Source organism: Streptomyces sp. NPDC058665 (assembly GCF_042714995.1).
In the GTDB taxonomy this organism is placed as follows: Bacteria; Actinomycetota; Actinomycetes; order Streptomycetales; family Streptomycetaceae; genus Streptomyces.
Genome location: NZ_JBHXRX010000039.1, coordinates 1 through 23,233, shown reverse-complemented (window position 1 = coordinate 23,233; position 23,233 = coordinate 1). Strand labels below are relative to the sequence as shown.

Genomic DNA, 23,233 nt, shown 5'->3' with positions numbered 1-23,233 from the left:
CCTTACGGGCTCCGCCGGGCGGGCGGGCCCGGAGTCCACGAAGTCCGTGAAGACGGCAGACTTCCGGTGCGGCGGCGGGCACACTGGCTGCCGTGACGACACTGAGCAAAGGCGCCAATCTTCCGATAACGGTCCCCGCTGTCCGGGCCGTCCTGAGCTGGTCGGCAGGGCCGGGCGTCCCGGACGTGGACGCCTCCGCGCTGCTGCTGACCCCCGCCGGACAGGTCCGCTCCGACGGCGACTTCGTCTTCTACAACCAGCCGCGCCACGCCTCCGACGCCGTACGCCATCTCGGCAAGCAGCCAGGCGCGGACTCGGTGGAGGTGAACCTGGCCGGTCTTGAGCCGGGCATCGACCGCGTGGCGCTGTGCGCGTCCGCCGACGGGGGCACGTTCGGGCAGGTGCCCGGTCTGCGGCTGCTGGTGCTGGACGTGGCGTCGGGGCGGGAGCTGGCCCGCTTCGACATGGCGGCGGGTACGGAGACTGCGTACGTCAGCGGGGAGCTGTACCGGCGGGCCGGCGGCTGGAAGTTCCGGGCGGTCGGGCAGGGGTACGCGAGCGGGCTGGCGGGGCTGGCGACGGACTTCGGCATCACGGTGGACGCTGAGCCGGCGCCCGCGCCGGTGGCGGCGCCCGTACGGCCCCCCGCTCCGGCGCCGGCGCCGCCCAGGGTTCAGCCGGCCCCCGCCGGCCGGCCCGCGGCCAGGCTCACCAAGGGTGAGGAGCGGCTTCCCGTCGACATGCGCAAGCGCCTCTCACTGCGCAAGGAGCAGGTCGCGGTCAGCCTGGACAAGCACGGCGTCACCGGAGTCGTCGCGCGCGTCATCCTCGTCCTCGACGCGTCGGGCTCGATGTCCGCCCTCTACTCGCGCGGCGTGGTGAAGAACGTCGCCGAGCGGATGGCGGCCGTGGCGGCGCAGCTCGACGACGACGGCGAGATGCAGGCGTGGACGTTCGCCACCAATCCGGCCCGGCTGCCCGACCTGGTGATCGGCGATCTGCCCGAGTGGCTGAACTTGCATGTACGGGTGGGGCAGATGAGCCTCTTCGGCCGGAAGAAGCCACCGAAGGGGCTGGTGGCGGGGCAGGTCGACATGCGGGCGGTCGGCTTCCAGAACGAGGAGCAGAAGGTCATCGCGGAGGTCCGCGCGTATGTGGGCGCGAATCCCGTGCCCGCGCCGACGCTGGTCCTGTTCTTCTCCGACGGCGGCGTGTACCGCGACGGCGAGATCGAGCAGCAGCTGCGCGCGGCCGTCGAGGAGCCGATCTTCTGGCAGTTCGTCGGGCTGGGCCGCGCCAACTACGGGGTGCTGCAACGCTTCGACACGATGGCGGGCCGCCGCGTCGACAACGTGGGCTTCTTCGCCGTGGACGACATCGAGAGCGTCTCCGATCCGGAGCTGTACGACCGGCTTCTGTCGGAGTTCCCGTCGTGGCTGAGGGAAGCGAGGCAGGCGGGGATCCTGCGCTGAGATCCGGGGCCCGTCTCCGCGGTGGGCACGGATAAACAAACTAGTTTGTTTGACTATCGAGGGTCCGTGTAGGTACGTTTCCCCATGCGACAACAAACTGGTTAGTTGCCCATGCCCGCCCGCGATCCGTCCAGCTTTCGGGCGGCGGGCGGCAGACGGCACGAAAGGAACCTCTGGCATGAGGAACGTCACCGGATGGGCCGCGCACCGACAGGGCGGACCGCTGGAGCCCTGGAACTTCACCCGCCGTGACCTGCGCGGCGACGACGTGGCCGTACGGGTGGACTACTGCGGCGTCTGCGCCACCGACAACTCCGCGGTCGCCCACGGCGGCGAGTACCCCGTCGTGCCCGGCCACGAGATGGTCGGTGAGATCACCGCCGTCGGCGAGGCCGTGACCCGGTTCTCCGTCGGCGACAAGGTGGCGGTGGGCAACATCATCGACTCGTGCGGCGAGTGCCCGCCGTGTCTGGCGGGCCGGGAGAACTGGTGTCTGCGGTTCCCCACGCTGACCTACGGCAACACCGACCCGAAGGACGGCATGACGACGCGGGGCGGCTACTCCTCGGAGTACGTACTGCCCGAGAAGTTCACGTACCACCTGCCCGAGGGGCTCGACCCGGCCGGTGTCGCGCCGCTGATGTGCGCGGGCATCACCACGTACGTGCCGCTGAAGCGGTGGGGCGCCGCGCCCGGCCGCAGGGTCGGCATCGTCGGGATGGGCGGGCTCGGGCATCTCGCGCTGAAGATCGCGCATCATCTCGGCGCCGAGGTCGTCCAGTTCACGCGGACGGCCGGCAAGGCGGACGAGGCGCGTGCGCTCGGTGCGGACGAGGTGGTGCTGTCCACGGACGAGAAGCAGATGGCGGAGCAGGAGGGCCGTTTCGATCTCATCCTCGACACCGTCGGCTCCGCGCACTCGCTGGAGCCGTACCTGTCCGCGCTCGCGGTGGACGGCACGCTGTGCGTCGTGGGCATACCGCCGGAGGACTTCGCGGTCAGCCCGCTCAGCCTGATCCAGGGTGCGAAGACCCTGGCGGGCGCGGGGAGCGGCGGGACCGTCGAGACGCGGGAGATGCTCGACTTCTGCGCCGAGCACGGGATCGTCGCCGATGTGGAGGTCATGCGCGCCGACGAGGTCAACGTGGCTCTGGACCGGCTGGCACGTAACGACGTCCGGTACCGCTTCGTCCTGGACATGACGGCGGGCGACGGCGCCGGTGATGCGACAAACCAGTTGGTTTAGCCTGAGGTCATGAAGACGGGACAGATCACCAGCGCGGGGCAGGCGTCCCGGCGGCGGCTGCTCGACGCCGCGACGGCGGAGTTCGCCGCGTACGGCATCGCGGGTGCCCGTGTGGACCGGATCTCCGCCGCCGCGCAGGTCAACAAGGCGCAGCTGTACGCGTACTTCGGCAGCAAGGACAAGCTGTTCGACGCCGTCTTCGCGGAGCATCTGGAGATGATCGTCGGTACGGTCCCCGTCACCGGCGACGATCTCCCCGGCTACGCGGTACGGCTCTACGACGCGCACCTCGTCCATCCCGAGCTCGTCCGGCTGGCCACCTGGGCCCGGCTGGAACGCACCCCCACCGGGGATCTGTACCACTTCATGCCGGGGCACGACACCGAGAAGCTGCGCTCGATCACCGACGCCCAGGAGGCGGGCCTCGTCGACGCGACGATCCCGGCGCCGGAGGTGCTCGCCATGGTCACGGCCATGTCGATGACCTGGTCACCGGCCAGCGTGATGTTCACCGCGAGCGGGGACGACCCGGAGTCGGACCACGACCGCCGCCGGACGGCACTGACGCTCGTCGTGCGGCGCGCGTTCGCGCCGTGAGCGTGAGCGCCCCGTCGCCGGGTCAGCCTCGCTGCCCCGCTTCCTGTCCCGCCTGGAGGCGCTTGCGTTCCGGGGTGTAGTGCCACCACGGGCGGGCGGGGCGGCCTTCCGCCTGGTCCACCGCGGACATCACCGTGTCGAGCAGGCACGGGTCGTGCCTGCGGCCGGCGGCGGCCGACATCCGCTCGTACAGCTCGACCGGGTCCTGGTCCACCAGCTGGGCGACCCTGGTGATGCCGATGGTTGCGAAGTGACCGGCCACGGAGCGGCCGACGTTGGCCAGCCGGGTGAGGTCGGATCCGTCGTACGAGGTCATCGGGGCCCCTCCTGCCACTGGTCCGTTTCTCTGCTCATGCGGCCACCGTAGGCGGGGCGCCCGGGGCGGGTCTTGAACGAATCGGACGGCCCGGGGGGGCGCCGTCCTCAGAGCCGTTCCAGATAGGTGAAGCCCGTGTCAGGGCCCACGCAGGACTGGAGGGTGAGATCGCCCCAGTAGAGGCCGTGGGCCGGGGCGCCGCGGCCGGGGGTGAGGTGGCGGGCGTAGACGCGGTAGCGCAGTAACTCGCGTGGGGTCTCCACGGTGACCACGGTGCCGATCGCCAGTGTCGCGAGCTGTCCGAAGCCGCAGAAGTCATGGCCGACGACGACCGCTGTACGCATCGCGTAGCCGTCCTCCGTGCCGAGGTCCGGGCCCGTCCACTGGACGGCGTCGCGGCAGGCGTCGACGGCTTCCTGGCCCCCGCGGACGATCCTGGCCGACCATGATCCGATCCGCAGCGTGGTGCCGGTGGGCCGGGCGGTCGTGCTCGGCCTGGCGGACGGCTTCGCGGAGGGGGACTTGGGGGGCGGGGACTTCGGGGTGCTCGGGCCGAGGGTCGGGCGGGCCGGGGCGCGGGGCGCCGACGGCTCGCGCGTGCGGGAGGGGACGCGCGGTGTGCCGGGGAGCGCGGCCGTCGTACGCGGGGAGGGAGGCGGCGGCGTTGTCGGGCGGGGCGCGGGCGGCTCCGGCCGGGGCGGCTCCACGGCCGGCGGCGCGGTGGACGACGTGGCGTGGCGCGCGGCCTCGTAGTCCGAGGGGCCGGGGCCCGGGGCCGTACCGCACGCGGTGAGCGCGAGGAGCAGCGTGCACAGGGCCGCTGCGCGCCGGCGTCGGCGCCCGCGTGCCGTCATCCGAAGCGGCCGTTCACGTAGTCCGAAGTCCGGCTGTCCTGGGGGAAGTTGAACATGGCGTCAGTCGTCCCGTGCTCGACGATCACGCCGGGTGCGCCCTGTTCTGCGAGGAAGAACGCGCAGTTGTCCGAGACGCGGGCCGCCTGCTGCATGTTGTGGGTGACGATGACGATGGTGACCTCCTCCTTGAGGTCGGCGATGGTCTCCTCGATACGGCGTGTGGAGGTCGGGTCGAGCGCGGAGCAGGGCTCGTCCATCAGCAGCACCCGGGGGCGTACCGCCAACGACCGTGCGATGCACAGGCGTTGCTGCTGGCCGCCGGAGAGCGCGCCGCCGGGCTGGCGGAGCCGGTCCTTGACCTCGCGCCAGAGGCCGGCCTTGGTCAGGCACTCCTCGACGAGGTCGTCCTTGCCTGAGCTGTTGGCGCGGATGCCGTTGAGCTTCAGGCCCGCGAGGACGTTGTCGTACAGCGACATCGCGGGGAACGGGTTGGGCTTCTGGAAGACCATGCCGATCTCGCGGCGGGCGCGGGTGATGCGGCGGCCCCGGTCGTAGATGTCCTCGCCGTCGAGCAGCACCCGGCCGGCGAGCGAGGCGGAGCCGATCAGTTCGTGCATCCGGTTGAGGATGCGCAGGAAGGTCGATTTGCCGCAGCCGGACGGGCCGATGAGGGCGGTGACCTCCAGCGCGGGCATGGTGAGCGAGACCCGGTCGAGGACCTTGTGGTCGGCGAACCAGGCGGAGATCTCCTCGGCTTCGAGCGTCGCGGGGGACGCCGCGCGGCTGCTCGTGGCAGCCGTGGACAGGGCTGTGGTGACGGCGGTCATGGTGACCAACTCCCGTTCTTTCAAGGCAGGTTGTTCAGAGCAGGCTGTTCAGAGCAGGTTGGGCAGGATCCGGGTGGCGGCGCCGGAGACGGCGATACCGAGCGCGACCAGCACGGGGCCGGCGGCGATCCAGGTCTGCCAGGTCCCCCACACCCGGTGCAGCCAGACGGTGAGGAGGGCGGCGATCAGCAGGCCCTGCGACCAGAGGAAGACCGCGAGCCAGGCGCCGTTGTCGCCGGCGAGCGCCTCCTCGGCGGGGCCGATCCAGCCGCTGCGCAGCGGCCGGGGCGGGCTGGGCTGGACCGGGGTGGTGAGCGCGGCGTCGACCCGGAGCACCCCGGCGGGGGTGTACGGGGCGCCGGACGCGGTCATGAGGGTGAGCCGGCCCCGGCCCTGGGCGAGCGGGGCGGGCAGCTTGTCGCCGGGGCGCCGTACCCCCAACACCTCGTACACGGCCTTGCCCTGACCGGTCGTCACCTCGATGGGTGTGCCGGGGAGGAGCTTGCCGAGCGCGTTGAACGGGCTGCCGTAACCCCACTGGCGGCCCATGATCACGCTGGTGCCCTCCTGGCCGGGCAGCGCCGTGTCGCGGCGGTGGCCGGGCCCCGACATGAGTACGCCGGACGTGGTGCCCTCGCCGACCACCTCACGCAGCCCGAGGGAGGGGATACGCAGGAGCGCGACGGGCGCGCCCATGGCGAGGGTCTTTCCGTCATAGGTCCGCTGGCCCACCGGGGCGGTGCCGAGGGCGAGTTGCTTGCGCAGCTCGTCGTAGGCGGTCTGCTGGTCGCGGGCGTGCTGGAGATGCCCGACGACGGTGAGGTTGGCGGCGAAGCCGAGCAGGACGGCGGCGAGCACGCACAGCGCCGCCCCGGCGAACGCGAGCCCGGGGCGGGCCGGGGGCCGCCCGCCCCCGGGGCCCGGCGGGGGCGCGGTCGCCGGGGCGGGCGGCGGCGGGACGGCCGATGAAGGCGGTGGCGGAGACGGTGGCGGTGTCAACACGGTCGTCACGTCGGATGCGCTCCTCGCGGGGCGGGACTGGGATGGGGGTGTGCTGTGGATCAGGCGGGATGAGGGAGCAGGGGCTGGTGCGTGCGGTCGCAGCGAGCCCGGCCTGAGCCACAAGGCGCCCCCAAGGGGGGTGTCTTGTGGATCAGGCCGGGGCTTCGGTACGGGGCGGGGCGGCCGGGGTCGGGTGCGGTCCCGGCCGCCCCTCCCCCCGTACGTCAGAACCTGAGCAGTCCCCCGCGGCGGGCGCGCAGCACGAACGCCGCGCCGAGACCGCACAGGGAGAGCGCGGCCAGAGCCAGCGACAGGGCGCTGCCGCCGGTCGAAGCGAGCCCACCCGAGCCGCCGCCGTCGCCACCGGAACCGCCGCTGTCGGACCCCCCGCTCGCTCCGTCCGTCGAGCCGCCGTCTGCGGTGCCGCCGTCGGCACCCGCCGTGTCACTCGGGCTGGGGTCGGGATCCGGTGCCTCGCCGAGGGTGAAGACGAACTCGACGCTGTGGCCGTCCGCCTTGTCCTCGGTGAGCGTGAGGGTGTACGAGCCGTCCGCCAGCGCGTCGGGGACCTTGAACTCGTAGTCGCTCACGGTGCCTTCACCGTCGGCCGTGGCGTCCGGGAAGGGCTCCTCGCTGTCGGCGAGCGCGACCTTGACCTTGGCGTCATCGGTGTAGCCGCGGGCGGTGATCAGAACGGTCTGCCCGGCGGTGAGGGTCGGGTTCACGTCCAGCGTGTTGCCGTCCTGGTCGGTGACGTCGAGGTCGGCGGGCTCGGTCTCGCTCGGGTCCGGGTCGGGGTCCGGGTCCGGGTCGGAGCTCGGCGGCGGCGATGAGCCTGCCGGGGTGACCGTGTACGAGACGGCCGCCGAGTCCGAGGGGGCGTACGCGGCCGGGTCCGTCGGAACGTACTTCGCCGTCAGGGTGTGCGGTCCCGCCGCGAGCGTCTTCGTCTTCAACTCGGCGGCGCCCGCGGCGACATCGACGGCGCCCAGTTCGGTGGCGCCGTCGAGGAACGTCACCTTGCCCGCCGCTCCGGCGGGCGTGACGGCGGCCGTCAGTTTGACCTCCGTACCCGCCGGTGAGGTGTTCGCCGGGGTCGCGGTGAGGGTCGTCGTGGTCGGTTCGGCCGCGGCGGCCTTGACCGCCCAGGAGTCACCGGTGACCTGGATCTGGGCGCTGAAGTAGTCGAATCCGACGTTGGTGGCGTTGCGGCAGAAGAGCCGGATCTCGTAGGTGCCGTCGAGCGAACCGGTGGGGGTCACGGTGCGCAGTCGCGTCTCCAGTGCGGTCCCCACGGGGATGTCCGCCGTGACCGGCCCCTGGTCGTACGGCGCGCCCTCCTTCGTCCTGCCGAGCAGGAGCGTGCCGCCCGAGGCGCGGACGAGGGTCAGGTCGAGCTGCGCCGCTGTGGCGGTGGGGCACGCGGCCTCGGTGGCGACTTTGGGGAAGGTCGGGTTGTCGGCGATCTTGCCCGAGGTCGCCGGGAACGTCAGCTCACCGATGTCCCCGGCCGCTCGGGCCTGGGGGGCGATACCGAGCACGGCGGCGGCCACTGCCAGCAGCAGCGAGCCGATCAGCAGGAGCGTGGGTGTTCTGGACGACGAGCCGGGCGGTGCGGTGTTACTCATGGTGGGTTGCCCCCCAGTAGGACTGTCTGTCGGGTCAGTTGAGTTGAGCGTGGTCGGTGGCGTGCCCGTCGCCGGGTACGCCGGGTGGCCGGACACCCCGAGGGGTGTCCGGCCGTCGTGCCGGTCAGTCGGTGGTGATCAGCTTTCGCCCTTCAGGACGGTGCTGCCGCAGTTGGCGACGGTGCCGAAGCCGTACTCCTCGATGACGGCGTCCTGGTCGCAGACCAGGGAGTCGCCGGTCACGAAGGCCGCCTCGATGTTCGGGAGGTCCAGGTTCTCGGTCGGGACGACGTTGTAGACGTCACGGTTGAACGGGAACGCGGTGTTCAGCTTGCCGTCGGCCAGCGTCGGCTGGGCGCCGTCCACCGAGCCGAGCACGGAGAAGCCGCGACGGTCGATGACATCGCCGGGCTGGTTGCCCTGAGCGATGTACTGGGCGATGGAGTACGGGGCGATGTCGCCCTCGCTGTCCAGCTCCTCACCGTTGTGCTCCTGGACCGTGTCGTCGACACACGGGCCGAAGGTGTCCTCGGTCAGACCCAGGGCGCCCAGGAAGAAGGAGCGGGTGCCGGAGCCGGCCTGCGGCAGCAGCGGGGTGAGCGCGACACCGTTGAGCTCATCGAGGTCGCAGGTGTAGATGTCCGTGAGCTGCTGCGTGGTGAGCGCGGTGGGCAGGTCGCTGTCGCCGCGGACCGCGAAGGTCACCGCGTCCTTGGCGAACGGGATCCAGGTCAGGTCGGTCGTCGAGTCGTTGTTGACACCGCGCGAGGAGCGCGCGAAGTCCAGGCAACCCGTGTTGTTGTCGACCGCGTTGCGCAGCGCGTTGATACCGGCCGACGAGCCGTTCGGTCGCGTGAGGTCACAGTTCACCTCGCGCGTCTTGATGGCGGGGCCGGTGGCGTTGTACGAGGCGATCAGGTCACCGGAGGCGACGGCGTTGCCGAGACCGTTGAACACGTCCTGGGTGGTGTCCGAGCCGACACCGGCCAGCACGCGGTACTCGCCGGGCGGCGGGTCGGCCTGGGCCGGAACGGCCAGGGCGCCGATGGCGAGAGCGGTGGCGCCGACCAGGGCACCGATACGTACGCGGGACTTGACGTTCACTTCTGTTCTCCTCCGTGATTACGGATATGAGGAATGGACGTTCAAGCGGAAACGCGAAATTCAGAATTCCGGATTCTTTCGACCACCGGCCCGTCGACCGGATGTGCATCACCTTTCCGCATCCGGTTACGGGCGGCCACCAACTCGTACCGTTGATCAGGTTACGAATCGATTGACTGGACGACTCCTGGAGAACCCGGCGAAAGACATCAGCCACCCACCGATTTCCGGGCCGAAAGCCGTAGCAGAACAGGACCCGACAGAGCGGCGATTCCGCCCGCGACCAGCACACCGAGCAGCACCCAGCGGATGATCCCGAGAATGGTGGAGGGAGTCAGACCGCCGGATTCGGCCACGTTCTGCTTCTCCGGGTCCGGTGAGGTCGCGGAGACCTTGGGCGCCGCCGCGTCCGCGTCGGCGGACGGATCGCCGGAGCCCGACGCCCCGCCGGAACCGCCGGTTCCGCCGGCCGCGCCGCCGCCGGCGGACCCGTCGTCCGCCAGGGAGCCCCCGGCGGCTCCGCCAGAGCCCTCGCCGCCACCGCTGCCGCCGCCGGAATCGCCTTCCCCGCCGGCCTCGTTGGCGTTCTGCAGCCGGTCGGCCGCGGCCAGCGCCTGGGTGCGCATCGCCTTGGGCAGCGGGGCGTATCCGGGCGGAAGCTGTCCCCGCGAGACTCCGGGGGCCTGACCCGCACCGGCCGCGTAGCGGATCAGGGAAGCGTAGTCCTTGCGGTCGGCGGCGGCGGTGTTGGTGAATCCGGCCGCGTACACGACCGAGGCGAGGGGGTAGGCGCCGCCCTTCGCCGCGCCCGGGTCGGTCCCGAGCACCCCCGCCACCGGGGACTTCTTCATCGCGGCCACCCCGGCGAGCAGCGAGTCCTCGGTGGGCGGAACGAATTTCCCGCCGGCGTTGCGCAGTTCGGCCGTCTGAAGGCCGTAGCGCGAGGCGGACGCGGCGTCGACGAGGGCGAGGACCATCCGCTGACCGGGCAGCGGCGGGGTGTTGATCAGCTTGGCGGGCGAGCCGTTGCTGCCCGCGTCGGCCGTGGTGGTGGCGCCGTTGTTGCCGCGCCGGGTGCGCAGCGCGCCGTCGTGCATGTCCTGGACGTACGGGGCGACCTCGGTGGTGCTGTACTCCAGGGTCTCCTCGCCGATCGTCACCTCGGTCTTGGTGGGGTCCGCCTTGGGGAAGTCGGACAGCGACTCGTCCGTGGCGAGACCGAGGTCGGCGAAGAAGGGATTGATCTTCGCTCCCCAGGGGTCCGCGGTGCCCGAGAGGAATTCCTTCGCCTCGCGGTCCGACCTGAGCCACTGCCAGGCCATTCTCGTGGTGTCCGTATTCGCGAGCTGGACCATGAGACTCATGGGCGGCTGCGAGGTCGCTTTCCAGTCCTTGAATTCAGGGTTCAGCTCTTTGAATTCCGGGTCGTGGAACAGGCTGAGCGGATTGTCCTTGACATGCTCGGGTATTTCACGCCTGCTGCGGGTCACATCCTTCTGGTACGAGGAGGTGAGCAGCTTCGCGAGCAGTCTGGGGGTGAGTTTCATCGAGGTGAGCTGTCCGGCCCCGGGCAGTTCGACGAAGTAGCCCACCGCGAGACCGCTGACGGCCACGGGCGCGTGCACGACGTCGGGACCGTCCGCCGGTGCCTCGACCGGGTCGACGGTGAAGGCGAGTCCCGGCGATCCGGCGGCCGGGCGGGAGATCGTGTCCCTGGCCCCGGCCTCACCACTCTGGCTGAAGGCGAACTTGGCGCCGCCGGGCGCCGAGCAGACCGCGGGCTGCCACGACGAGATCGCGTCGGTGACCAGCTCCGAGCCGGTGACCCGGCGCTCCTCCCGGTCGGCCGGGCAGGTGTTGCCGACAGGCAGGAATTCCAGCGGAACGACCATGCGCTGCGCCCAGTTGGAGGCGGAGAGCGGGGACGACTGGAGCGGGTTGCCCGCGCCCGTCGTGCCGTCGACGTCGTGTTCACCGCGCGGGACGATCACCAGGAAGCAGGAGCGGCCCTTGACGACGCCGCCCTGCGTCACCGGGGCGCCGCAGCCGAGCTGGTCGGCCTCCTGATCGGTGAGCATCGGGAAGGTGAACTCGCCGGTGCCGTCCGCGTGAGTGACCGCGTACGGCTCCTCGTTGGTGTTCAGGGTGCCGAAGTAGGTCCAGTCCCGGGACCCGGTGGTCTTCGGCTGGCCGTTGGCGGGCTCGAAGGGGACGTACGACTCGCGCTCCCCGTTGTCGACGTACTCCGTCTCCGCCGGGTCGGGCACCGCGCCGATCTGCCTGAGCGACGTCCAGGAGCCGCCCTGCCGTACGCCGCTGCCGCCGAACTGGCACTGCTCGCGCCGGGGTCCCCCGGAGCCGCCCCAGCACTGCATGATCTGGAGGTAGTTGTGCCTGAAGCCGCTCTCGGTGGGCTTGGCGCCGGTCCAGCTCACGCGGACGCCCTGGGCGCGGAGCTGCCTGGTCTGGTGGACGGTGACCTTGAGGCCGGAGAAGTCGTCGTACTTCCCCTTCTTACCGCTCACGGTCACCGCCGAGCCGGCGGGCGCCGCCTCGGCGGGGGTGGTCGCGGCGGGCAGCGGGAGCAGTGCCACCACGAGGGCGGCGAACAGCGCGGCGATGCCTGTCGTCAGCCGTACGCGTACGGCCGTGGGCCTGCTCATCGGAAGCCTTCCTTGCGTCGGGTGCGCGCGGCCAGGGCGCGTGCGGTGAGCGGCGGCCCGACGACGACGCCGAGCAGCAGCACTGCGGACAGGGCCATGAGGACGCCGCGCAGACCACCGGAGTCGCCGGAGGCGAGCGTGACGGGGTTGGCCGCGACCGAGGAGTCCCCGAGGGATTCGTCGGCGATCAGTTCGCCGGTGTCCGGGTCGATGGCACCGCCGGCCGCGCTGCCCGCCGTCTCGCCGGAGGTTCCGCCGGCGCCCGTGGCGCCCTCGGTGGAGGCGCCGCCCGTGCCGGCCGTGGCCGCGCCGCCCGAGGCGCCGCCCGTGCCACCGCCCCCGGTGCCGCCGGTGGCCGCGCCGCCGGTCCCGCCGCCGGAGCCGCCGCCCGTCGCACCGGGCTTCACGGGTGTCTTCTCCTTGGCGCCTGCCGTGCCGTCCGCGCACTGCGTCGGTCCGCGCTTGTCGCACGCCTTCGGGTAAGGGGCGTTCTTGGCAAGGGTGTTGGAGCCGTCGGCGGAGAAGGTGGGGTTACGGCACTTCGAGATGTCGGTGCTGCCGGACGGCGCTCCCGGGATCTTCTTGACCTGCGCGAATCCGGCCTCGACCAGGTTCCTGGGGAGGGGCGAGTACCCCAGCTCCTCGGCCTGTTGCTGGCCGTCGCAGAGGAAGTAGTTGGCGAAGGTGCCGAGTGTCTTGCCCTTGGCGGTGGTGAAGGGCTGTTCGGCCTTGGTCGGGATGATCATGTAGCTGTAGCTGGAGAGCGCGTACGTGCGGCGGTCGGGCGACCGGTAGACGTTGTCGAGGATCTGCGTCAGATAGTTCGGCGAGCTCTTGTCCTCGTTGATGCGGGCCCGCATCAGGGCCACGGCGACGCTCGACGCGGTCGGCTCGACGTAGTACCCGGACGCGTTGAGCAGTTTCGCCACCGGGAAGCCGGTCGTGATCGCGTACGAGTACTCGACGTAGGTGATCGCCCCGTCGGCGTGCCCCTGCTTGGTGAAGCCGGAGACGCCGAGCGAACCGGACTTGGCGATGTGCGAGGACCCGGGCACGACGGGGAAGTACGAGGTCATTCCGCACGGCGTGGACCTGCCCGCACGGCGGCAGTAGTCGTTCCACAGGCTGCCGTGTTCCTTGGCCATCCAGGTGGTGAGCTGGGCCGTCGTACCGGAGCCGTCGGAACGCACGACCGGGACGACGCGGCGCGCGGGCAGGTTGAGCCCGGGGTTGTCGGCCCGGATCTCCGCCGCGTTCCACATGGTGATCTTCCCGGTGAAGATCTTGGTGACGACGTCGCCGGAGAGCCGCAGATTGGTGACCTTCTTGCCACCGATCTTGAGGTTGTACATGAAGGCGGTGCCGCCCGCGACGATCGGCATGTAGGCGTAGCCGCGCTTGGGCGGGGCGTCCGTCGCACCGGCCTCGGTCAGCCCGTACGGGATCTCGGAGACGGCGAAGTCGGCGGTGCCGTTCTTGAACTGCTCACGGCCGACCGAGGAGCCCAGCGCCGCGTAGTTGACCGTCATACCGCTGTTGGAGGAGACGTTGCGGCGCCACTGGTCGAGCGCGTTGGAGCTCCAGGTGGAGCCCGCGCCGCTGATCTTGGTGTACGAGGCCGCCTCGGCGGCCGGCGGGTGGAAGGCGAGCAGCGCGCAGAGCAACGCGGCTACCGCCATGGTCAGTCGGGAGACGGTGGCCGGTCTCACGGGGCACTCCTTCTGGGTGTACGGGGTGGACTCGGCTGCTTGGTGAGGGGAACCGGGCCGGGGCCCGGGGGCGGCACGGCGCCTGCGGGACCGGCGCCTGCGGGACGGGCCGCGGCGCGGGCCGCCATCCGTTCGGCGTCCTGCCGCGACGCCCGTACCCTGCGGTGTTCCTGACGGCGCGTCAGCTGACCGGGGCCGCGCCCGCCGATGACCCGGGCGATCACGAACAGCAGCAGCACCAGGGCCATCAGCACCGCCGCCGTACCGAAACCGCGCGCGATCATGGTGGGTTCGGGCGACTTGACGAACTCGAAGGTGGCCAGCGGCAGGGAGAGCTGCGGCCCCTCGATCGGGTTGGCGTTGATCTCGGCGGTGAATCCGGCTGTGAGCAGCACCGGCGAGGTCTCACCGACCCCGCGCGCGGTACCGAGGATCACGGAGGTCGTCAGACCGGAGCGCGCGGTCGGCAGCACCACGTGCCAGACGGTGCGCCAGCGCGAGGTGCCGAGCGCGTACGCCGCCTCGCGCAGATTGCCCGGCACCAGCCGGATCACCACGTCGGCGGCCCTGATGATGATCGGCAGCATCATCACGGCGAGCGCGAGGGATGCCGCGAAGCCGGACCGGTCGAAGCCGAGCGCGAGGATGATCGTCGCGTAGATGAACAGACCCGCGACGATCGACGGCAGCGCGGTCATCGCCTCGACGACGGTCCGTACGAACCGGGCGAAGCGGCCCGGGACCTCGTTGAGGAAGACCGCGCAGAGCAGCCCGGTCGGGACCGTGATGGCGAGCGCGATGGTGATCTGTTCGAGGGTGCCGAGGATCGCGTGCACGATGCCGCCGGTCGTCAGCGGATCCAGCGGGCCGGCCTCGGCCATGTCCTGGGTGAAGAAGTTCAGGTGCGGCAGCGCCTTGCGGCCCTCCCACAGCGTGTAGACGACGACGCACGCGAGCGCGCCGACCATCACCAGGCCGAGGCTCTGTACGACGACGGCCGCGAGCCGGTCGCGTACCGCCGGCCCCGCCTCGTCGAAGGAGACCAACAGGCCGTAGAGCAGCAGGAACAGGAGGTACGCGACGACCAGGAAGCCGACGGCGCCGCTGAACGGCAGCAGCCGGGTGAAGAGCAGCCCGGTGAAGGACAGGGCGGCGGCAGCGGCGCCGAGCAGCGCGTACACGTCGGTGGCGCGCAGCTGGCTCGGCGAGCGCCGCTCCTCCCCCACCGACGGGGCGCGCGGGGGCGGACCGGGGGTGCCCGGCGCGGCCGGTCTCTCCGGCGCGATGGTCATCTGCGGTGTCCCCTCGTCGACTTGTGGACTTCTGTCACTCGCCCCGGCCTCATTCACGTGGGCCTGATTCGCTCCGGCACCGCTCGCCCCGGCCTCATTCGCTCGCCGCTCCGGAGCGGCTGCGGGCGACGATCGAGGAGGCGGCGAAGTTGACGACGAGAGTCATCAGGAAGAGCGCGAAGCCCGCGGCCATCAGCGCCGACATGCCGAACTCGCTTGCCTCGCCGTAGCGCAGGGCGATCAGCGCGGCGACCGAACTGGAGCCGCTCTGGAGCACATGCCACTGGATCTCGAAGACCGGCGAGATGATCAGGTACACCCCGATGGTCTCGCCCAGCGCGCGGCCGAGCCCGAGCATCGTGCCGCCGATCATGCCGCCCTTGCCGAACGGCAGGACGACGCTGGAGATCATTCCCCAGCGGGTGGCCCCCAGCGCGAACGCGCCCTCGCGCTCGCCGACCGGCGCCTGCGAGAACACCTCGCGCATCACGGAGCACGCGATCGGAGCCACCATCAGGGCGACGACGACGCCCGCGATGAGGGTCGAGGACGTGTAGACGGTCTCCGGCGCGAGCGGGTCGGCCGGATCGGCCCCGGGCACGCTGAAGACCGGTATCCAGCCCAGATAGGTGGCGATCCAGCGGGCGGTGGGCAGGATCTGGCCCTCGAAGAAGAACAGCCCCCACAGGCCGTAGACGACGGACGGCACGGCCGCCATCAGGTCGACCACACCGATCAGCGTCTGCCGCAGCCGGGGCGGCGCGTACTCCGAGATGTAGAGCGCCCCGCCGACCGCCAGCGGTACCGCGACGACGATCGCGACCAGTGCGATCAGCACGGTCCCGACCAGCACCGCCGCGATCCCGAAGCGGCCGGCCTCCGGTTCCCAGGTCTCGGTCGTCAGGAACGACCAGCCGGCCTTGGAGAGCGCCTGCCAGGCGCGGTAGAGCAGGAATCCGCCCACCATGAGCATGACGGCGAGAACGAAACCGCCCCCGCCACGGGCGACGCCCCGGAAGACGCGGTCGGGCAGGCCCGGGTCCGCGTAGAGCTTCCGGGGCACATCGGCTTCCGCCCCACTCGCTTTTCTCGTCACGCGGCCGACGCTCTCGATACGCGATTGACGAGCGCGCACCGAGATGTGAACGAGGTGTGCCCTAAGGGCAACTTCCGGTAACTTCCTCCATCTCCCTCAGCAACGCGTGGAATCTCTGCCAAGCTGCACGGCAGGTCGAGTGCCGTTCGTAGGGGCGCGCCGAGACGGCAACCACGCCGCCGCCGGCGTCACGTAATAACCACATCCAGCCGTTGCCCCCCGCCGTGTGCTGAACGGCGCCCGCGAGTTCCGCGCGGCTGCGGCACAGCGTCTCGAAGGCGCTGCGGCACTGGCCGTACTCGCCGAACGGCTCCGCGGAGACCGCGACCACCCGGCCGTTCTGCGCGACCACCCGCCAGCTGTACGCCCCGTCCGCATCGACGTCTATCCGGCAACGGGCCCCGCCCGCGTCCGGTCTGTCGCCACCGTCCATGCCACCGGTGTCCGTCATGTCAGTCCCCACCCCCGCCGCCCCATCGGAGAGCGGGGCGGCAGGCGCAATTTATTGAGACGGACGTGACAGCGGACGCCATAAACCCGACAACGCTGTCGAGTTTCATGACGAAGTTGCCCTTAGGCCGCTCGCAGTACACCGGAAGCAAGCCCTTTCTCCCCTGCGGGGCAAGCGAGTTGGGCTCCCGGGTCGGTCCGCGGCGGGCCATGTGGATGCCTGAGGCAACACCCCGCCAACTTCTACAGTGTTGTAGATTTCGAAGGGTCCACATGTGTGAGCACACCATCGAGCACCAGGAGAAGATCGTGGGAGTTTCCCTCTCCAAAGGCGGCAACGTTTCGCTCAGCAAGGAGGCCCCGGGCCTGACGGCGGTGCTCATCGGCCTGGGCTGGGACGCACGCAGCACGACCGGCGCCGACTTCGACCTCGACGCGAGCGCGCTGCTGGTCAAGGCGGACGGCAAGGTCCCCTCGGACCAGCACTTCATCTTCTACAACAACCTGAAGAGCCCCGACGGTTCGGTCGAGCACACTGGTGACAACCTCACCGGTGAGGGCGAGGGCGACGACGAGTCGGTGAAGGTCAACCTGGCGGGTGTCCCGGCCGAGGTCGACAAGATCGTCTTCCCGGTCTCCATCCATGAGGCGGAGTCGCGCGGCCAGAGCTTCGGCCAGGTCCGCAACGCGTTCATCCGCGTGGTGAACCAGGACGGCGGCGCCGAACTCGCGCGCTACGACCTCACGGAGGACGCCTCGACGGAGACCGCGATGGTCTTCGGCGAGCTGTACCGCAACGGCGCGGAGTGGAAGTTCCGCGCGGTGGGCCAGGGTTACGCCTCCGGTCTCTCCGGCATCGCCTCCGACTTCGGCGTCGGCGTCTGAACCGGGCACGGCCCGCGGCGGCGCTGTCGCGGGCCGTGTCCTCCTTCCCCCTCCCCCTTCCCCCGGCACCGGCGGGGCGACGGCGCCCATCGGCGGCGGCAGGAGCCCCGCCCACGCGGTCTCAGCGCACCAGGCAGGGCCGCTTCGCGTCGAACTCCCAGGCGGGGACGAGATACCGCATCCCGATGGCGTCGTCGCGCGCGCCCAGCGCCTTCTCCCGGTAGAGCTCGTGGGCCGCGAGGAGTCGGTCCATGTCGATCCGCACGCCGAGGCCCGGCGCGTCGGGGACGGCGATCTCGCCTCCGACGATGCGCGGCGGCGCCGTGGTGAGCCGCTCCAGGCCCTCCTGCCAGATCCAGTGCGTGTCAAGGGCGTTGTACTCGCCGGGCGCGGCGGCCCCGCAGTGGGTCACCATGGCGAGGGAGATGTCGAAGTGGTTGTTGGAGTGACAGCCCCAGGTCAGACCGCTCGCCTCACAGAGCTGCGCGACGCGGACCGACCCCTGCATGGTCCAGAAGTGCGGATCGGCGAGGGGTATGGACACCGATTGCAGCGCCAGGGCCTGGGTGAGCTGGCGCCAGTCGGTCGCGACCATGTTCGTCGCCGTCGGCAGACCGGTGGCGCGGCGGAACTCCGCCAGGATCTCCCGCCCGGAGTAGCCGTCCTCGGCCCCGCAGGGGTCCTCCGCGTAGGCGAGCGTGCCGACCAGCGGCGAGCACAGCGCGACCGCCTCGCGCAGCGACCACGCGCCGTTCGGATCGAGGGTGATCCGGGCCTCCGGGAAGCGCTCCTTGAGCGCGCGTACGGCCCTGACCTCCTCCGCGCCCGGCAGCACACCGCCCTTGAGCTTGAAGTCCCGGAAGCCGTACAGGTCGTGGGTGGCCTCGGCCTGGCGGACGATCGCCTCCGGGGTCAGGGCCTCCTCGTGCCGGATGCGGTACCAGTCCTCGGCCGCGCCGGGCTCACGCACGTACTCCAGGTCGGTCAGGCCGGGGTCCCCGACGTAGAAGAGGTAGCCCAGCACCCGCACGGAGTCGCGCTGCTGCCCGTCGCCGAGCAGTGCCGCGACGGGCACGTCCAGGTGCTGCCCCAGGAGATCGAGGAGCGCCGACTCGACGGCCGTGACGGCGTGCACCGTCGTACGCAGGTCGAAGGTCTGACCGCCCCTGCCTCCTGAGTCCCGGCCGGCGAACCGGTCCCCGATCTCCCTCAGGACCCGCTTGAAGTCGCCGACCTTCGCGCCGACCACGAGGGATTCGGCGTCCCGCAGCGTCCGCGTGATCTTCTCCCCGCCTGGCACCTCGCCGAGCCCCGTCCGTCCCTCGGAGTCCTCGATGATCACGACGTTACGGGTGAAGTAGGGCCCGTGCGCGCCGGAGAGGTTCAGCTCCATGCTGTCCCGGCCGGCCACCGGATAGACGGAGAACGCGGTGACGGTCGGCCGGTTCCGCGAACTCGTGCTCGTGCTCATGGTCAAGAAATCCTTACGGACGGGGGGCGTTCGGGCGCGTCCTCTTCGGGGGGGGCGTTCAGCCTCGTCGTCGTACGGCGCCGACCAGGCTCAGGCCGTCGTCGAGGATCTTCTCCAGGTCGGCGAGGTCCGCCGGGCCGGGGTCCATGAGCGGGGCGCGTACGGGACCGACGGGCAGACCGCGCAGCCGGGCGGCGGCCTTGACCAGGGCGACGGCGTAGCCCGGCACCCGGTCGCGCAGTTCGACGAACGGGACGTAGAAGCCGCGCAGGAGCCTGTGCATGGTCGCCTCGTCGCCGTCGCGCAGCGCCGCGAAGAAGGCGTCGGCGATCTCGGGCGCGAAGGCGTGGACGGCGGAGGAGTAGGCGGGGACGCCGACCGTCGCGTACGCGCGCGCCTGGAGTTCGGCGGTCGCCGCGCCGTTGAAGAAGAGGAACCCGTCGGGTGCCGCGAGGGTCAGTCGCTGGAGCCGGTCGAGATCGCTGTGGCCGTCCTTGAGGCCGATGACCGTGGGGATGTCCGCGATCCGGCGAAGGCCCTCGGGGGTGAAGGTGACCGGGCCGCGCTGGTAGGCGATGAGCGGCAGCCGGGTGCCGGCGGCTATCCGGCGCAGCTGCTCCACCAGACCGTCCTGGGTGGCCTCGACCAGATAGTGCGGCATCACCAACAGGGCGTCGGCGCCCGCCTCTTCGGCGATCCGGGCGAACCGCACCGCCTGTGCCCAGCCGTAGCCGACGCCGACCACCACGGGGAGCCGGCCGTCGGCCACCTCGACGGTGGCCGTGACCACCGCGCGGTACTCGTCCTCAGCCAGCCCGCTGAACTCACCGGTACCGCAGGCGGCGAAGACCCCGCCGGGCCCGGCGGCCAACTGGGCGGTCAGGTACGCCCGGTAGGCCGGCAGGTCGAGAGCGCCGTCCTCCTGGAAGCTCGTGAGGGGGAAGGACAGGACGCCGCCCGCCATCGCGTCACGCAACCGCCTCGTCGCGTCCCCGGTCTCCACGCTCAGCCCTGCCATCAGTCCGGTCCCGCTTTCTCTTATGAATGCTGTCCATGTATGAGAACTCAGGTTAGAACCATGAACAGGACAGGTCAATGGGTCCACCCGGCCCGGATCGGTCGCCCCGCTCAAGTGGCCTGGCGCGCGGGGGACTTCACGGCAGCAGTGGGTCGTCGGCGAGCATGAGGACAGCCTGCCCCGCGAGGCCGAGCGCCAGGGAGAGCGCGGCTGCCACATAGGCGGTGACGGCCGCCGACCGTCCCAGTACCGCGTGCGCGGCGGCGGGCGCGGCGTCGGCGGTGACGAACAGCGGGCCGAGCCAGCGCAGATAGTAGAAGAGCGACGCCACGGTGTTGGCGACGGCCAGTGCGGCGAGCCAGGTGTGCCCGCCGTCGACACTCGCGCTGAAGACCTCCAGTTTGCCGAGGAAGACGCCGGTGGGCGGGGTGCCGGCCAGACCGAGGAGGCAGACGACGAGTACGGCCGCGAGTCCGGGGCGCGAGCGGGCCAGACCGCGGTAGTCGCCGATTGAACGGGCCCGGGGAAGTTCGGTGACGACGGCGAAGGCGCCGAGGTTGGTGACGGTGTACGCGGCCAGATAGAACAGCAGGCTCTGCTGGGCGAGTTCACTGCGGGTGGCGACGGCGGGAGCCATCAGAAGGTAGCCGACCTGGCTGATGGTGGAGTAGGCGAGCAGCCGTTTGACGGAGGTCTGGAAGAACGCCGCCAGGTTTCCCAGGGTCATGGTGGCGGCGGCGACAACCGCCAGCAGCAGCGGCCAGTTGACGTCGGTGCCGGCCAGTGCCTGATGGAGCAGGCGGTACGCGGCGATCAGCCCGCCGATCTTGGGGAGGGTGGTGACATAGGCGGCGACCGGCGCGAGAGCTCCGTCGCTGACGTCGGGCACCCAGAAGTGGGCGGGTACGGCACCGATCTTGAAGAAGAGACCGGCCAGGACGCCGACGAGACCGACGGCGACGAGTCCGTAACCGGCCCCGGGCAGGGCCCTGTTGAGCTCGCCGTAGCCGGTCGCGTGGCCGGCGCCGTACAGCAGCGCCGTACCGGCGAGCATGGTGGTACCGAGCAGGGCGCCCAACAGGTAGTACTTCAGGGCGGCTTCGGTACCCCGCGCGTCCTTGGCGAAGGCGGCGAGCGCGTACGCGGGCACACTGGCCAGCAGATAGCCGGCGAACAGCATGAGCAGGTCGTTGGCGCCCGTCATGGCGAGCGTGCCCGCGCCCGACATCAGCAGCAGGACCCAGTACTCGGTTTCGCGCGGGTGGTTCCGTACGGTCTCCACGGACATGCCGATGACCAGCAGCAGGGCGGTGAGGACGGTCAGCCGTCCGATGCCGGTGGCGGTGTCGACCGCGAACGCGGCGGAGAAGACGGTCTGTTCACGGCCGGTGGCCATGGTGACGGCGGTGGCGGTCAGACCGGCCGTACACGCGGTGGCGGCGAGCGCGGCGACGATCCACTGGCGCCGGCGGGGCAGCCAGGAGCCGGTGAGGAGGCCGATGACGGCGGCGCCCAGGAGGGCGAGTTCGGGGATGAGGGCGGTGAGGTTCTGGTTCACCGCGCGACCAGTCCGGTCAGGGTGCGGCCGGCCGGTTCGATGACGTCCAGCAGCCAGCGCGGCGCGACGCCGATCACCAGGGCGACGGCGAGCAGGATCACCGTCGGCCACGCCTCGGTGCCTCTGAGGTCCGCGACGCCGCCGGCGGGCATGGCCCCGGGCAGTCGCGGCGTACCGAGGAACACGCGCCGCAGCGCGGTCAGGAACAGGGCCGCGGTGATCACGATGCCGGTCAGGGCGACGGCGGTGGCGATCGTCTGGGAGGCCAGGCTGCCGGTGAAGATCTGGAACTCGGCGATGAATCCGGAGAAACCGGGGATACCGAGCGCGGCGAACGCGGCGACGGCCGTGACCGCCGCGAAACGGGGTGTGTGGGCGGCCAGACCCGAGTACGCGTCCATCGCGTACGTACGGCCGCGGTCGTACAGCACCCCGGTGAGCAGGAACAGCGCGCCGGTGATCAGGCCGTGGCTGACCATCTGGGTGACCGCCCCGGTCACCGCGAGCGAGCGGGCCTGGGCGTCCGTGCCGGCGAGTGTCCCGGCGGCGCCGACGGCCAGGACGACATAACCCATGTGGTTGACGGAGGTGTACGCGATCATGCGCTTGAAGTCGGTCTGAGCCAGCGCCACCAGGGCCCCGTACACCACCGAGACCGCTCCGACGACCACGACGACCAGCGCGTAGTGGCGCCAGCTCCCCGGCAGCAACGGCATCGCGATACGTACGAACCCGTAGGTGCCCATCTTCAGCAGCACCCCTGCCAGGATCGCCGAGCCGGTGGCGGGGGCATCGGTGTGGGCCGGGGGCAGCCAGGTGTGGAACGGCACGGTCGGGGTCTTGACCGCGAGCCCGGCGCCGATGGCCAGCAGCACCAGACCCGCGTAAGTCCCGCGGCCGGCCAGTGGGTTGCTCCTGGTGAGGTCGACGATGTCGAAGGTGTGCGGGTCCGCTGCCAGATACAGGCCGATGAAACCGAGCAGCAGGGCCAGGGAGCCGGTGAAGGTGTAGAGGAAGAACTTCAGCGCGGCGGCGCGGGCGCGTTCGCCGTGGCCCCAGCCGGCGATCACGAAGAACATGCCGACGATCGACAGGTCGAAGAAGACGAAGAACAGGATCAGGTCGAGGGCGACGAACAGGCCCACACAGACGGTCTGCAGGAAGAGGAAGAGGCAGACGTAGGCGCGCACCCGGCGCCGCTCGCGCAGCGAGAAGACGGCGACCGCCAGGAACAGCAGACAGGTCAGCGCCACCAGGGGCAGCGACAGGCCGTCCACGCCCACGTGGTAGCCGACACCGGCACCGGGGATCCAGCGCACCCGTTCCTCGTACCGCATCCCCGCGCCGGCCTCGAACCCCGCCCACACCGCGACGACCAGGGCCAGATCGGCGGCTGCGGTGACGGTCCAGATCCAGAGGTACGCCCTGTCGGGAAGGGTGCGCGGCAGGAGCAGCAGCACCGCGCACACCAGCAGTGGCAGGAACGTGACGACGCTCAGCACAGGGGTTACCTCACCGACAGGATGATCAGGACGAGCACGGCGAAGCCGGCGGCGGCCTGCGCGTAGTACTGGTGCAGCAGTCCGGTCTGCGGGCGGCGCGCCGCGCGGCCCAGGCTCCGGGCGCCGGACGCGATCGCGCGTACGGCCGCGTCGACGCCGCCGTCGTCCAGGCGGCGGGCGAGGCGCGCCGCCGCGAGGCCGCCCCGGGCGGTCTGCCGTACGGCGCCGTCGATGACGCGGTCGTCGAAGACGGCGAGTGCCCTGGCCAGGGCCAGCACGGGGCGGACAACGGTCAGTTGAGCGGTCCGTTCCAGGAACAGCCAGTTCCGGGCGTATCGCACGGCGGCGCGCGGGACGGGCGCGGCCGTGCCTTCGAAGTAGCGCCGTCCGCCTGCGAGGCGGGGCCCGCGGCGTCTGGTGCGGTGCATCGCAAGGCGGAGGATCGTGCTCGTACTGGACGTACTCGCACGACTCCGACAACGCGGCGAGGTGCCGTGCCAGACGTCGCAGGCCAGGCGGGACTTCGAAGACACGGCCTAGGTG

The 23,233-nt window shown here is 71.1% G+C and carries 20 protein-coding genes; 4 read left to right on the top strand and 16 right to left on the bottom strand.

What is annotated here, in order from left to right; genetic code table 11:
* Positions 1-92: 92 nt before the first annotated feature.
* The 3 genes from ACFWV8_RS24430 (at position 93) to ACFWV8_RS24420 (ending at position 3,315) form a co-directional block, all read left to right on the top strand.
* Positions 93-1,472 (top strand): VWA domain-containing protein, encoded by a 1,380-nt coding sequence (locus ACFWV8_RS24430; protein WP_384206843.1) that lies wholly within the window; start codon positions 93-95, stop codon positions 1,470-1,472.
* A gap of 178 nt (positions 1,473-1,650) precedes the next feature.
* Positions 1,651-2,718 (top strand): NAD(P)-dependent alcohol dehydrogenase, encoded by a 1,068-nt coding sequence (locus ACFWV8_RS24425; RefSeq protein WP_384206837.1) that lies wholly within the window; start codon positions 1,651-1,653, stop codon positions 2,716-2,718.
* A 9-nt stretch (positions 2,719-2,727) separates the two neighbouring features.
* Positions 2,728-3,315, top strand: coding sequence for a TetR family transcriptional regulator (locus tag ACFWV8_RS24420; protein ID WP_384206832.1), 588 nt, complete (start codon positions 2,728-2,730; stop codon positions 3,313-3,315).
* A 22-nt stretch (positions 3,316-3,337) separates the two neighbouring features.
* Here the strand turns inward: ACFWV8_RS24420 and ACFWV8_RS24415 are convergent, their stop codons facing one another.
* From ACFWV8_RS24415 to ACFWV8_RS24365, 11 genes are all read right to left on the bottom strand, one after another.
* A complete protein-coding gene (locus ACFWV8_RS24415; RefSeq protein WP_384206827.1) occupies positions 3,338-3,631 on the bottom strand; it encodes a helix-hairpin-helix domain-containing protein in 294 nt (97 codons plus the stop codon).
* A gap of 107 nt (positions 3,632-3,738) precedes the next feature.
* Positions 3,739-4,485, bottom strand: a complete 747-nt coding sequence (locus ACFWV8_RS24410; RefSeq protein ID WP_384206821.1) for a hypothetical protein — start codon at positions 4,483-4,485, stop codon at positions 3,739-3,741.
* Positions 4,482-5,312 (bottom strand): phosphate ABC transporter ATP-binding protein, encoded by an 831-nt coding sequence (locus ACFWV8_RS24405; RefSeq protein WP_384206814.1) that lies wholly within the window; start codon positions 5,310-5,312, stop codon positions 4,482-4,484. Before ACFWV8_RS24405 ends, ACFWV8_RS24410 begins: the two co-directional genes overlap by 4 nt.
* A gap of 48 nt (positions 5,313-5,360) precedes the next feature.
* Entirely contained in the window at positions 5,361-6,323 is a 963-nt protein-coding gene (locus ACFWV8_RS24400) for a sortase (RefSeq protein ID WP_384206806.1), read from the bottom strand.
* 215 nt (positions 6,324-6,538) lie between these two features.
* Positions 6,539-7,942 carry an Ig-like domain-containing protein gene (locus tag ACFWV8_RS24395; RefSeq protein ID WP_384206801.1) on the bottom strand — a complete coding sequence of 468 codons (1,404 nt, stop codon included), beginning with the start codon at positions 7,940-7,942 and terminating at the stop codon, positions 6,539-6,541.
* A gap of 138 nt (positions 7,943-8,080) precedes the next feature.
* Complete coding sequence (locus tag ACFWV8_RS24390; RefSeq protein ID WP_384206794.1) at positions 8,081-9,046, bottom strand: substrate-binding domain-containing protein; 966 nt, start codon at positions 9,044-9,046, stop codon at positions 8,081-8,083.
* 209 nt (positions 9,047-9,255) lie between these two features.
* Positions 9,256-11,709, bottom strand: coding sequence for a hypothetical protein (locus tag ACFWV8_RS24385; RefSeq protein ID WP_384206789.1), 2,454 nt, complete (start codon positions 11,707-11,709; stop codon positions 9,256-9,258).
* The gene (gene pstS / locus ACFWV8_RS24380; protein WP_384206785.1) at positions 11,706-13,418 is read right to left on the bottom strand and encodes a phosphate ABC transporter substrate-binding protein PstS; all 1,713 of its coding nucleotides are present in this window, start codon (positions 13,416-13,418) and stop codon (positions 11,706-11,708) included. The genes ACFWV8_RS24385 and pstS overlap by 4 nt, the downstream gene beginning before the upstream one ends.
* Positions 13,415-14,710 carry a phosphate ABC transporter permease PstA gene (gene pstA / locus ACFWV8_RS24375; RefSeq protein WP_384206776.1) on the bottom strand — a complete coding sequence of 432 codons (1,296 nt, stop codon included), beginning with the start codon at positions 14,708-14,710 and terminating at the stop codon, positions 13,415-13,417. Before pstA ends, pstS begins: the two co-directional genes overlap by 4 nt.
* A gap of 94 nt (positions 14,711-14,804) precedes the next feature.
* Positions 14,805-15,806, bottom strand: coding sequence for a phosphate ABC transporter permease subunit PstC (gene pstC, locus ACFWV8_RS24370; protein ID WP_384206769.1), 1,002 nt, complete (start codon positions 15,804-15,806; stop codon positions 14,805-14,807).
* 61 nt (positions 15,807-15,867) lie between these two features.
* Complete coding sequence (locus ACFWV8_RS24365; RefSeq protein WP_384206766.1) at positions 15,868-16,257, bottom strand: hypothetical protein; 390 nt, start codon at positions 16,255-16,257, stop codon at positions 15,868-15,870.
* 308 nt (positions 16,258-16,565) lie between these two features.
* Between ACFWV8_RS24365 and ACFWV8_RS24360 the strand changes: the two genes are divergently transcribed.
* Positions 16,566-17,141 carry a TerD family protein gene (locus tag ACFWV8_RS24360; RefSeq protein WP_329392212.1) on the top strand — a complete coding sequence of 192 codons (576 nt, stop codon included), beginning with the start codon at positions 16,566-16,568 and terminating at the stop codon, positions 17,139-17,141.
* A 121-nt stretch (positions 17,142-17,262) separates the two neighbouring features.
* Here ACFWV8_RS24360 and ACFWV8_RS24355 read toward each other — a convergent pair whose 3' ends face one another.
* The 5 genes from ACFWV8_RS24355 to ACFWV8_RS24335 all read right to left on the bottom strand — a co-directional run bounded on the left by ACFWV8_RS24355 (position 17,263) and on the right by ACFWV8_RS24335 (position 23,118).
* Positions 17,263-18,612 (bottom strand): enolase C-terminal domain-like protein, encoded by a 1,350-nt coding sequence (locus ACFWV8_RS24355; protein ID WP_384206760.1) that lies wholly within the window; start codon positions 18,610-18,612, stop codon positions 17,263-17,265.
* Positions 18,613-18,670: 58 nt separating this feature from the next.
* Positions 18,671-19,630 carry a 5-dehydro-4-deoxyglucarate dehydratase gene (locus ACFWV8_RS24350; RefSeq protein WP_384206756.1) on the bottom strand — a complete coding sequence of 320 codons (960 nt, stop codon included), beginning with the start codon at positions 19,628-19,630 and terminating at the stop codon, positions 18,671-18,673.
* A gap of 136 nt (positions 19,631-19,766) precedes the next feature.
* Positions 19,767-21,188 carry an NADH-quinone oxidoreductase subunit N gene (locus ACFWV8_RS24345; protein ID WP_384206751.1) on the bottom strand — a complete coding sequence of 474 codons (1,422 nt, stop codon included), beginning with the start codon at positions 21,186-21,188 and terminating at the stop codon, positions 19,767-19,769.
* Entirely contained in the window at positions 21,185-22,690 is a 1,506-nt protein-coding gene (locus tag ACFWV8_RS24340) for a NuoM family protein (protein ID WP_384206745.1), read from the bottom strand. Before ACFWV8_RS24340 ends, ACFWV8_RS24345 begins: the two co-directional genes overlap by 4 nt.
* A gap of 5 nt (positions 22,691-22,695) precedes the next feature.
* Positions 22,696-23,118 (bottom strand): hypothetical protein, encoded by a 423-nt coding sequence (locus tag ACFWV8_RS24335; protein ID WP_384206739.1) that lies wholly within the window; start codon positions 23,116-23,118, stop codon positions 22,696-22,698.
* Positions 23,119-23,233 lie beyond the last annotated feature (115 nt).

Coding starts and splice junctions, on each gene's coding strand:
- ACFWV8_RS24335 (WP_384206739.1), bottom strand. CDS start 23,118: ATGCACCGCACCAGACGCCGCGGGCCCCGCCTCGCAGGCGGACGGCGC.
- ACFWV8_RS24395 (WP_384206801.1), bottom strand. CDS start 7,942: ATGAGTAACACCGCACCGCCCGGCTCGTCGTCCAGAACACCCACGCTC.
- ACFWV8_RS24410 (WP_384206821.1), bottom strand. CDS start 4,485: ATGACGGCACGCGGGCGCCGACGCCGGCGCGCAGCGGCCCTGTGCACG.
- ACFWV8_RS24355 (WP_384206760.1), bottom strand. CDS start 18,612: ATGAGCACGAGCACGAGTTCGCGGAACCGGCCGACCGTCACCGCGTTC.
- ACFWV8_RS24350 (WP_384206756.1), bottom strand. CDS start 19,630: ATGGCAGGGCTGAGCGTGGAGACCGGGGACGCGACGAGGCGGTTGCGT.
- pstA (WP_384206776.1), bottom strand. CDS start 14,710: ATGACCATCGCGCCGGAGAGACCGGCCGCGCCGGGCACCCCCGGTCCG.
- ACFWV8_RS24415 (WP_384206827.1), bottom strand. CDS start 3,631: ATGACCTCGTACGACGGATCCGACCTCACCCGGCTGGCCAACGTCGGC.
- ACFWV8_RS24405 (WP_384206814.1), bottom strand. CDS start 5,312: ATGACCGCCGTCACCACAGCCCTGTCCACGGCTGCCACGAGCAGCCGC.
- ACFWV8_RS24365 (WP_384206766.1), bottom strand. CDS start 16,257: ATGACGGACACCGGTGGCATGGACGGTGGCGACAGACCGGACGCGGGC.
- ACFWV8_RS24425 (WP_384206837.1), top strand. CDS start 1,651: ATGAGGAACGTCACCGGATGGGCCGCGCACCGACAGGGCGGACCGCTG.
- ACFWV8_RS24420 (WP_384206832.1), top strand. CDS start 2,728: ATGAAGACGGGACAGATCACCAGCGCGGGGCAGGCGTCCCGGCGGCGG.
- ACFWV8_RS24385 (WP_384206789.1), bottom strand. CDS start 11,709: ATGAGCAGGCCCACGGCCGTACGCGTACGGCTGACGACAGGCATCGCC.